This is a genomic window from Limosilactobacillus galli, from assembly GCF_947381495.1.
In the GTDB taxonomy this organism is placed as follows: Bacteria; Bacillota; Bacilli; order Lactobacillales; family Lactobacillaceae; genus Limosilactobacillus; species Limosilactobacillus galli.
The window spans coordinates 1-230 of sequence record NZ_CANCWK010000151.1 but is presented as its reverse complement, the minus strand read 5'-3'; the positions used below and the strand labels follow the sequence as shown (position 1 = coordinate 230).

Here is a 230-nt window from a genome sequence, read left to right as displayed (position 1 = left end):
CATGGCCGCGACAGTCAGTCCATGACTCAAGCCGTACTTGAACTAGCTAGTCAACTTCAAGACAAGCTCAAGACGCTGACCGTGGATCATGGTAAAGAGTTCGCTAACTATCAGACAATTGAACGGCAAACTGGTACTCCGGTTTATTTTGCTCATGCTTATTCACCACATGAACGCGGTAGTAATGAGAACCGTAACCGAGTTTTACGACGCTTTATTCCCAAAGGTCA

1 protein-coding gene is annotated in these 230 nt (G+C 46.1%); it reads left to right on the top strand.

Annotated elements, in window-relative coordinates; translation table 11 throughout:
- A partial coding sequence (locus tag QOS10_RS09670; protein ID WP_283595220.1) for an IS30 family transposase occupies positions 1-230 on the top strand: 230 nt, incomplete at both ends.